This window comes from Nonomuraea sp. NPDC049784 (assembly GCF_040659615.1).
Classification (GTDB): Bacteria; Actinomycetota; Actinomycetes; order Streptosporangiales; family Streptosporangiaceae; genus Nonomuraea.
The window spans coordinates 1-9,123 of the sequence record NZ_JBFAMX010000417.1; the positions used below are offsets into that span (position 1 = coordinate 1).

A 9,123-nucleotide genomic window follows, 5' to 3' on the forward strand; every position below is an offset into this window, starting at 1 on the left:
GGACGTGGGCCGCGTCGTGCGGCACGCTGGCGCGGCACGAGCCGAACGTCAGCTTGCGCGCCCCGTCGGCGGGCAGCAGCCGGATCCGGCTCGGCGGGCGACCCGCCAGTGGCCATACCTGCTCCCCGTCGAGCCTCACGGAATACGAACCGATATCCTGAGACAGCTCAACGAGATCCACGATCGCGTAGTGGTGACCGTGCACGGTGAAGGTAGGCGACCGGTAAGACCTGCCGTCCGCCTCGATGGTGACCGTGCAGGGCTCGCCGGTCTCCACCCAGATCGAGGCGCTGACGGAGTCTACGTACCGCAGCATCGGCCCCATCACGAGTGCGGGCATCTCACCCCCCGAGATTTCGACGATTCGGCACGTTCTCGGGACGCAAGCCTGCCAGAGTGGCACGGCCCACAGCACCTCGGCCCCGCGGCCGGGATTTCACCAACAACTAGGCAAGGTCAAACGCCCCACCCTAGGATGATCGTGACAATAGCGCCCACAAGTGGAAGGCAATGGCGCTTTCCCAGCAAATAGGGCGCAGCTAACAGGAGGACTCGCTTCCATGAGCATCATGGTGCCGTCAAAGACGCCGGCCCTGATCACCCCGGCCCGCCAGGCTCTCGACTCCGCTCTCCACCAGCTGGCCCAGGCCGTCGAGCACCTCGGGCTCGACGACGAGACCCACACGATGCTGGCCACGCCCCGCCGCTCCATGGCCGTCGCGGTCCCGGTGCGGCGCGAGAACGGCCGCCTGCAGGTGGTCCAGGGGTTCCGCGTCCAGCACAACGTCTCGCGCGGCCCCGCCAAGGGCGGGCTCCGCTTTCATCCCGGCACCGATCTCCACGAGGTCACCGCACTCGCGATGTGGATGACGTGGAAGTGCGCGCTGGCCGGCATCCCGTACGGCGGCGCCATGGGCGGCGTGGCCGTGGACCCGGCCGGGCTGACCGCCCGCGAACTGGAGCGGCTGACCCGCCGCTACGCCGCCGAGATCCTGCCCCTGGCAGGCCCGGAGAAGGAGGTCCCCGTACCCGACGCCGGGACCGACGAGCGGACCATGGCCTGGATCCGCGACACCTACCGCCTCGACTCCGGCTATTGGGCGCCCAGCGCGAGCATCATGACGCTCGAGGACGCGACCGCGCGGGGCACGCGGGTCGCCACGCTGTCCGCGCTCGGCGGCTCACCCATGGGGCTGACCGTGGCCGTGCAGGGCTTCGGCAAGGTGGGCGCACGTGTCGCCCACCACCTCGCCGAGGCGGGTGCCAAGGTGGTGGCCGTCTCCGACGCCTCCGGCGCGGTCTACGCGGGCGGCGGCCTCGACGTCGACGGCCTGCGCGCCTGGAGCGCCGAGTCCGGGGGCGTGTCCGGCTACCGCGACGCCGACACGCTGGACCGCGACGACCTCCTGGAACTGGACGTGGACATCCTCGTCCTGGCGGCGCTGGAAGGCGCGATCACCGAGGCCAACGCGCCCAGGGTCCGCGCCCGCCTGATCGTGGAGGCCGCCAACGGCCCCACGACCCCGGAGGCCGACGAGATCCTGGCCGCGAACGGCGCCACGGTCGTGCCCGACATCCTGGCCGGTGCGGGGGGCGTGATCGTGTCGCACCTGGAGTGGGTGCGGAACGCCCAGGCCGGCTCGTGGAACCACGCCGAGTTCGACGCCAGGCTCCATGACCGCATGCATGACGCGTTCATCGAGGTGAGGTCGCTCGCCACCGCCCGCGGTCTGACCCTCAGGGAGGCGGCGCACGCCGTGGCCGTGAGCCGCGTCCTCTCCGACGGCCACTAGGCCGCCTCATAGAGGCGGTAGGTGGCCAGGATGTTGAGCCGGTGGAGGTCGCGGCAGAGGGTGAGCATGCCCTGCTGTGCGAGCTCCTGGGGCACCCGGTAGCGGGTGAGGGCCGCTGACAGGCCTGGGTCCAGTGCCCCGGCCCACGGGTCGGTGCAGGCCGCGAACGTCTCCTCCAGGGAGCGGCCCGCCTCCACGCTCGCCAGGACCTCGTCGTGCAGGCGCTCCAGGTAGCCGATGAGGGCCTCCACGGCCGCCGGCCCGTCGCCCATCGGGCCGTGGCCGGGGACGATGGTCTCCAGCTCCGGCAGTGCCTCGCGCATCTTGCGCAGGGAGTCCAGGTACGGCTCCGGGCCGCCCTGGAGCAGCATGTGGGCCGTGCCCGCGTGGCAGAGGAAGTTGCCGGTCCAGGCGGTGCGGGTGTCGGGGACGTACACGACCGTGTCGCCTGGGCCGTTGCCCGGGCCGAAGTGGTGCAGCTGGACCGTGCGGCCGCCGAGGTCGATCTCGGCGTACGAGTCGAACACGAGGTCGGGGCGGCGCCACGTGGTGACCGCGTCGAGCAGGGCGGTGTCGCCGTACATGTTGGCCGACCTGGTCTGCTTCTCGTACGCCAGGTCGGCCATGTTGTCCCTGTTCGCCCGCGACGAGACCACGACGACCTCGTCGGGGAAGGCGGCGTTTCCGAAGCTGTGGTCGCCGTGGTAGGTCGTGTTGACCAGGTAGCGGAGAGGCCGATCGGTGAGGTCGGCGGCGAGCCCCTGGATTTTTGCCGAAATTTCGGGAGTTATCCCGGCGTCGACCACCAGCGCCGCGTCCCGCCCGGCCACCACCCCGTTGTTGTCCTTCGGCGGGATGCTCGCCATCAGCGCGTACACGCCCTCACTGAACGCGTGCGGCACCAACTCCAGCCCCACCGGCGACAGGTTCGGCCCGCCGTAACCCACCGGCCGCTCGGCGATCTCCCGCTCAGGAATCCGTGAAGTGGACATCTTCCGCTCCCCTCTGTCTGCGTCTGCCATTAAATTAATCGATCGATCGATTATTTTGCAAGAGTGATTGGATGTCCCCGTGAGCAGCATCACGAGCCGCCGCCGGCCGGGCCGCCCCTCCAAGGCCGAGGCGGGCGACACCAAAGCCGCGCTCCTGGACGCCGCGCTGCGGTTGTTCGCACAGAAGGGGTACGCGGGCACCTCGATCAGGGCGATCGCGAGAGAGGTCGGGCTGAGCGAGAGCGTCCTGTACGCCCACTTCGACAGCAAGCAGGCGATCTACGACGCCGCCATGGCCCTGGCCGGTCCCCAGGCGGCCAACCTGGCACTCGACGACGCCCCGGAGGACCCGGCTGCCTTCGTCGAATCGTTCGCCGCCCGGGTGCTGGCCGCCTGGGACACCCCGCAGTCCAGGCAGGTCATGAGCCTGGTCTCACGTGACGGCCTGATCCACGACGACGCGCTGAACGCGGGCATCGAGGACGCGCTGGCCCGCCTGGCGGAGGTGTTCGCGGGGTGGCAGTCGGTGGGGCGGATCCGTACGGACCTGGGCGGTCCCGACGACCTCGCCTACGCCCTCCTGGCCCCGATCGCCCACGCCCGCATGCTCTGGCTGCACGGCGACGCCACGGAGGACCAACGCTCGCAGGCCCGCGCCCGCATCACGGCCCACGCCACCCTGTTCGCGAAGGCGCTCGCCCCCTGAGCCTGCGGGAGGTCATCGGAGGCGCCCACCGCCGACCCCACCACACGCCTCTCCCTCAAGGGACTCCAGCCCACGGCGGCGGCACACCCTACTGCGGCGAGGATCCCACCGACCGTGGCTGAGGTCCTTGAGAGGAAGGGGGAGGCACACCGGAAGTGCCCCAGCCCACGTCGGCGGCGCGCCCGAGCCCGGCGCCACGACTCCACCGACCGTGACCCAGGTCCCCCGGAGGGGCGTTGAGGGCGCCCGCCCCCTCCCCAGAAGGACACGGCGGCGGCGCGCCCGAGTGCGGCGAGACGATGCCACCGATCGTGAGCGGTCAAGCGCGGGCCGTCGACGGAGCCGGTGACGGGCATGGTGGGGATCGTTGCCAAGATGATCTCATGACATATCCCGAACCGCGTTACCACGGGGACACCGGGGAGCTCAGCGCGACCTACCGCCCGTTCGGCCACGAGCCCGAGCTGACCTACCCCACCGGCAACACCGTCCACTACCTGGCCACCGGCGCCACCACGAACGGCCAGTTCGGGCTCTACCGGTGGGTGATGGGGCCGAAGCCGTCCGGGCCCAGCCCTCACTTCCACAAGTCGATCTCGGAGTCGTTCTACATCCTCGAGGGCAGCGTGCGGATCTACGACGGCACGCGCTGGATCGAGACCGAGCCGGGCGACTGGGTGCACGTGCTGCCGGGCGGCGTGCACGCGTTCCGCAACGAGTCGGGCGCGCCCGCCACCATGCTGCTCCACTTCGCCCCGGGCGCTCCGCGCGAGGGCTATTTCGAAGGGCTGCTCGACCTGGCCGGCAAGAGCGAGGAGGAGAAGGCGGAGTTCTTCATCCGCCACGACACCTACTGGCTCTAGAGGACGAAGGCCGCGGGGCCGGGCATGCCGCGAGCCCTGCCCCGGGTCAGACCCTGAGCTCGGCGTAGTCGAGGGCCTCCACCAGGCCCTCCAGGTCACGCATGAGCCGCTCCGTGCGCTCGTGCCCGAACGCCACCGCGATCAGCCCGTGGTGCTCGGTCACCGCCCCGTCCACCCGCTCGAGCAGCTCGGCCCCCCGGTCCGAGACGAACACCGCCACCCGCCGCCGGTCGCCCTTCGATGGCCCGCGGTAGACCAGCGCCCGGTCGATCAGCCGGTCGACAGCCTTGGTCAGCGTCGGGTGCGGCATCAGCACCGCCTCGGCCAGCTCGCCCATCGAGTCGCCCCGCCCGTCGGCCAGCGCCCGCATGATGCGCCACTGCTCGACCGTGACGTCCTCGCCGGCCAGCACCGCGGCCAGGGCGCGGTTGACGCTGCGCTCCGCACGACTGAGGAGGTAGGCGAGTGAGGACCCGAGCCCAGAGGTGGTCATCGAGATCGGTCCTTTCGTCGGGGAGCTTGAAGGGAGGATACTCGTCGGCGTGGCGGCGACCGTCGATCCGCTCGAAGCGCGGCTCATACCGTCGGAGTCGATCAGGATCGGCCTGGTCGTGCCCGTGTCGGGGGTGCTCGGCCTGATGGGCCCGTGCGCGATCAACTGCGCCGTGCTGGCCGCCGAGGAGCTCAACGCCCGGAGCGGCGTGCTGGGCAGGCCGGTCGAGCTGGTCCTCGTCGACGGCGGCAGGCCCGCGCGCCAGGTGGCGGCCGAGGTGGCCGAGCTGGTCGGGTCGGAGACGGTGCAGGCCGTCGTGGGCGCCCACGCGAGCGACGTGCGGGTTGAGATCGTGTCCGCGATCGCCGGGCGGGTCCCGTTCGTGTACGCGCCGCCGTACGAGGGCGGCGGCCACGCGCCGGGCGTCTACTTCCTCGGCGAGACCCCCGGCAGGCAGCTCTCGCCGGGCATCGACTGGCTGGCCGGCACACGTGGGGCGCGCCGCTGGTTCCTGCTGGGCAACGACTACATCTGGCCGCGCCTGGTGCACGCCGGCGCCCGCCGGCGGCTGCGGGCCCTCGGCGCGACCGTGGTGGGCGAGAGCTTCGTCAGGTACGGCGAGGCCGTGCGCCGGCTCGACCAGGTGGCCGACGCCAAGCCGGACGCGATCCTGCTGACGCTGATCGGCAGCGATCTGGTGGCGTTCAACCGGGCGTACGCCGCCGGTGGCCTGGACGCGGCGCGGCTGTGCGGCGCGCTGGAGGAGCACGGCCTGCTGGGCATCGGCGGCGACGGCACCGGCGAGTTGTACGCGTCCATGGGCTACTTCCGCGACCTGCCCACCGATGCCAGCCTCGGCTTCGCCGAGAGGTACGCGGCCAGGTTCGGCCAGGACGCCCCGATGCTGAACGCCCACGGGCACGGCTGCTATGAGGCCGTCGCCATGCTGGCCGCCCTGTCGGCGCGGGCGGAGTCACTGGCCGTGCCCGCGCTCGACGCGGTCGCCGACGGCACCACGATCACCAGCGCCCGCGGGACCCTCACGCTGCTCGACCGGCAGGTGCGCCGGCGCGTGCATCTCGGCAGGGCCGACGGCCTAAGTTTCTTGCTTGAGAAACCTTTTCATTAGAAAGCTTTGGCTCTAAGGTGCGGAATCGCCCCCCAAGCAGCTTGGAGCCGTACATGAGCACAATCGAGCAGTTCGGCTACCGGCAGGAGCTCCAGCGTTCCCTGGGCTTCGCCGATCTGATGATCTATGGCCTGATCTTCATGGTGCCGATCGCGCCGTTCGGCATCTTCGGCCACGTCTTCGCGGTGTCCCACGGGATGGTGGCGCTCGCGTATGTCATCGGCCTGGTGGCGATGGCGTTCACGGCGCTGTCGTACGCGCAGATGGCCCGTGCCTTCCCGATGGCCGGCTCTGTCTACACGTATGCGGGGCGGGGCATCGCGGCCCCTGTCGGGTTCATCGCCGGCTGGGCGATCCTGCTCGACTACGTGCTCGTGCCCTCGCTGCTCTACCTGGTGGCCAGCGTGGCCATGAACTCGTTCGTGCCCGCGATCCCCGTCTGGACGTGGCTGGTCGCGTTCGTGCTGCTCAACACCGTCGTGAACTTCCTCGGGATCCAGATGACCGCCAGGATCACCCGGATCATGCTGGTGGCCGAACTCGCGGTGCTGGCGATCTTCCTGGTGGTCGGCGGCATCGCGCTCGCCCAGGGCAAGGCGCAGACCGGCGCCTTGACGCCGATCTTCGAGTCCGCCGGGTTCAGCTGGAGCGTGGTGCTGGCGGCCGCCTCGGTGGCCGTGCTGTCGTTCCTCGGCTTCGACGGCATCTCCACGCTGGCGGAGGAGAACCGCGAGTACGCCCGCAGGCTCGGGCGCTCCATGGTGGCCGCGCTGGCGCTGGCCGCCGTGCTGTTCGTGGCGCAGACGTGGGTCGCCGCGCTGCTCACCCCCGGCCGCGACGCACTGATCGCGAACGACGACCCGCTGGGCAGTGCGTTCTACACCACCGCGGAGTTCGCCGGCGGGCACTGGCTGTCGGTGCTGACCGCCGTGGCCACCGCCGTCGCGTGGGGCTTCGCCAACTCGCTGGTCGCGCAGGCGGCCACCTCGCGCCTGCTGTTCGCGATGGGCCGCGACCGCCAGCTCCCCTCGTTCCTCGCGAAAGTGGACCCCAGGCACAAGGTGCCGGTCAACGCGACCCTGGTGGTGGCCGCCATCTCGCTGGTCATCGGCGTCTACATGAGCACCAGGGCGAACGGCATCGGCGAGCTGACCTCACTGGTCAACTTCGGCGCCATGGTCGCGTTCCTGCTGCTGCACGTCGCCGTGGTCGTGTACTACGTGTTCCGGCGGCGCAGCCGGAACTGGCTCGCGCATCTGATAGCGCCCGTGATCGGCTTCGCCGTCCTGGTGGCCGTCGTCTTCAACCAGAGCGTCTACGCCCAGTGGGTGGGCGGCACCTGGCTGGCGATCGGCCTGATCGTCCTCGGCATCTCGTACGCCACCGGCCGCAGGCCCGTACTTCCCTCGGAGGTCCAGTGAACGTCGTCTCCTACCACCCCTCGCCGGAAGACCTGAGCTACACCTTCGGAGGGCGCCCGGCCGTCGGCAAGGTACGGCCGGGCACGATCCTGGAGCTGTACACCGAGGACTGCTTCGGCGGCCGGGTGCGGAGCGTGGACGACCTGCCGTCGCAGGTGTGTGAGTTCCCCTACCTCAACCCGGTCACCGGCCCCTTCCACGTCGAGGGCGCCGAGCCGGGCGACACGCTGGCCCTGCACTTCATCAAGATCACACCGGCCAGGGACTGGGCGGTGTCCACGACGTTCCCCCACTTCGGCGCGCTGACCGGCACCCACACCACGGCCATGCTGCAGCCACCGCTGGAGGAGCGGGTCTGGCGGTACGACATCGACCTCGGCAAGGGTGTGGCCGTCTACCACGCCCGCAACAGCGACTTCAGCGTGGCGCTGCCGCTCGACCCGATGCACGGCACGGTCGGCGTGGCCCCCGCCGCGAACGAGGCCCGCATGACCATCACCCCGGACGCGCACGGCGGCAACATGGACACCCCGGAGCTGCGCGCGGGCGTCACCGTCTATCTGGGGGTGAACGTCGAGGGCGGGATGTTCTCGATCGGCGACGGCCACGGGTTGCAGGGGCACGGCGAGGTCTGCGGCACCGCGGTGGAGTCGGCCATGAACACCGTGGTCGCGGTCGAGCTGATCAAGGGTGTGGCGACGCCGTGGCCGCGACTGGAGGACGATCTGCATCTGATGTCCACGGGATCGGCCAGGCCGCTGGAGGACGCGTACCGGATCAGCCAGCACGACCTGGTCACCTGGACGTCGGAGCTGACCGGGCTGGACACGCTGGACGCCTACCAGCTCGTCAGCCAGGCCGGGCAGGCGCCGGTCGGGAACGTGTGCGACACCAACTACACGATGGTCGCGAAACTGCCCAAGGCGTATCTCGGCCAGACGGACGTCTACGAGTCGGCGCACGCTCGGCTGCGCGCGCTGGGTTTCCAGTACACAAGTTAAAGGTAAAGCTTAATCTTGCAGGTCAGAGCACTGATCATCTTCGCTCTAAGGTGGAAGGGTGCTCAGGTTGGTGCTGTCTCTGGTCCTGCTCGATCCAACCGCCGTCACCGAGGTGTCGCAACGTAACGTCCCCGTTCCCCGAATACTGACCCCCGACGGCGATCGCCTGGGTTACGCGCCGGTTCCGCGCCCCTACACGGGGGCGCGCCGGCTCACCGGGATGCTGCTCGGCCACGACCCCGCGACGCGGACGAACGTGGTGTGCGGCGCCGCGGTGATCAACTCGCGCAGCCGCAGCCTGGTGCTGACCGCGGCGCACTGCCTGTACCAGCACGGGCGGGCGATCCAGCAGCTGGCCTTCCTGCCGGGCTACGACCAGCGGCCGCGCATGGGGATCTGGCCGGCCGTGCGCACGTGGGTGCCGGACAAGTGGCGCCGCGAGCCGTACTCGCCGGATCTGCTGCCGTACGACATCGGCCTGGTCGGCGTGGCGCGCCGCAAGCGCCCGCTGGAGGACGTGACCGGGCGGGGGCTGCGGCCTCTGACCACCGGCAGGGGCACGGCGCTGCGCGGGCTCGAGCTGCTCGGCTACCCGGCGGGCAAGGGCTATTCGGGCGAGCAGATGTACCGGTGTGTGGGCGACACGGCCGAGGCGCTCTCCGAGGGGCCGGGGCTGATGGTCACGCACAACTGCCACGCCGCCGCCGGGGGCAGCGGCGGGCCCG

The 9,123-nt window shown here is 70.6% G+C and carries 9 protein-coding genes and 1 pseudogene; 7 read left to right on the forward strand and 3 right to left on the reverse strand.

Going from position 1 to position 9,123, the window contains the following annotated elements; translation table 11 throughout:
• Positions 1–316, reverse strand: a pseudogene (locus AB0J09_RS45740) (alkaline phosphatase family protein); the annotation flags it as partial.
• A gap of 244 nt (positions 317–560) precedes the next feature.
• Here AB0J09_RS45740 and AB0J09_RS45745 point away from each other — a divergent pair.
• A complete protein-coding gene (locus AB0J09_RS45745) occupies positions 561–1,793 on the forward strand; it encodes a Glu/Leu/Phe/Val dehydrogenase (RefSeq protein WP_360705932.1) in 1,233 nt (410 codons plus the stop codon).
• On the opposite strand, the gene AB0J09_RS45750 is transcribed toward AB0J09_RS45745, so the two are convergent.
• Positions 1,790–2,785 (reverse strand): MBL fold metallo-hydrolase, encoded by a 996-nt coding sequence (locus AB0J09_RS45750; protein WP_360705934.1) that lies wholly within the window; start codon positions 2,783–2,785, stop codon positions 1,790–1,792. The two genes, AB0J09_RS45745 and AB0J09_RS45750, sit on opposite strands and share 4 nt — an antisense overlap.
• Before the next feature lie 79 nt (positions 2,786–2,864).
• Here AB0J09_RS45750 and AB0J09_RS45755 point away from each other — a divergent pair, with 79 nt between their 5' ends.
• Complete coding sequence (locus tag AB0J09_RS45755; RefSeq protein WP_360705937.1) at positions 2,865–3,491, forward strand: helix-turn-helix domain-containing protein; 627 nt, start codon at positions 2,865–2,867, stop codon at positions 3,489–3,491.
• A gap of 383 nt (positions 3,492–3,874) precedes the next feature.
• Positions 3,875–4,354: a cupin domain-containing protein gene (locus tag AB0J09_RS45760; protein ID WP_360705940.1), complete on the forward strand. Its 480-nt coding sequence runs from the start codon at positions 3,875–3,877 to the stop codon at positions 4,352–4,354.
• A 46-nt stretch (positions 4,355–4,400) separates the two neighbouring features.
• On the opposite strand, the gene AB0J09_RS45765 is transcribed toward AB0J09_RS45760, so the two are convergent.
• Complete coding sequence (locus AB0J09_RS45765; RefSeq protein WP_360705943.1) at positions 4,401–4,847, reverse strand: MarR family transcriptional regulator; 447 nt, start codon at positions 4,845–4,847, stop codon at positions 4,401–4,403.
• A gap of 49 nt (positions 4,848–4,896) precedes the next feature.
• On the opposite strand from AB0J09_RS45765, the gene AB0J09_RS45770 reads away from it, so the two are divergent.
• From AB0J09_RS45770 to AB0J09_RS45785, 4 genes are all read left to right on the forward strand, one after another.
• The gene (locus AB0J09_RS45770; protein WP_360705946.1) at positions 4,897–5,976 is read left to right on the forward strand and encodes a substrate-binding domain-containing protein; all 1,080 of its coding nucleotides are present in this window, start codon (positions 4,897–4,899) and stop codon (positions 5,974–5,976) included.
• 53 nt (positions 5,977–6,029) lie between these two features.
• Positions 6,030–7,397, forward strand: coding sequence for an APC family permease (locus AB0J09_RS45775; RefSeq protein ID WP_360705948.1), 1,368 nt, complete (start codon positions 6,030–6,032; stop codon positions 7,395–7,397).
• Positions 7,394–8,398 (forward strand): acetamidase/formamidase family protein, encoded by a 1,005-nt coding sequence (locus AB0J09_RS45780; RefSeq protein ID WP_360705952.1) that lies wholly within the window; start codon positions 7,394–7,396, stop codon positions 8,396–8,398. Before AB0J09_RS45775 ends, AB0J09_RS45780 begins: the two co-directional genes overlap by 4 nt.
• Positions 8,399–8,456: 58 nt before the next feature.
• Positions 8,457–9,123: hypothetical protein (locus tag AB0J09_RS45785; RefSeq protein ID WP_360705954.1), on the forward strand; the 667-nt coding region annotated here is incomplete at its 3' end.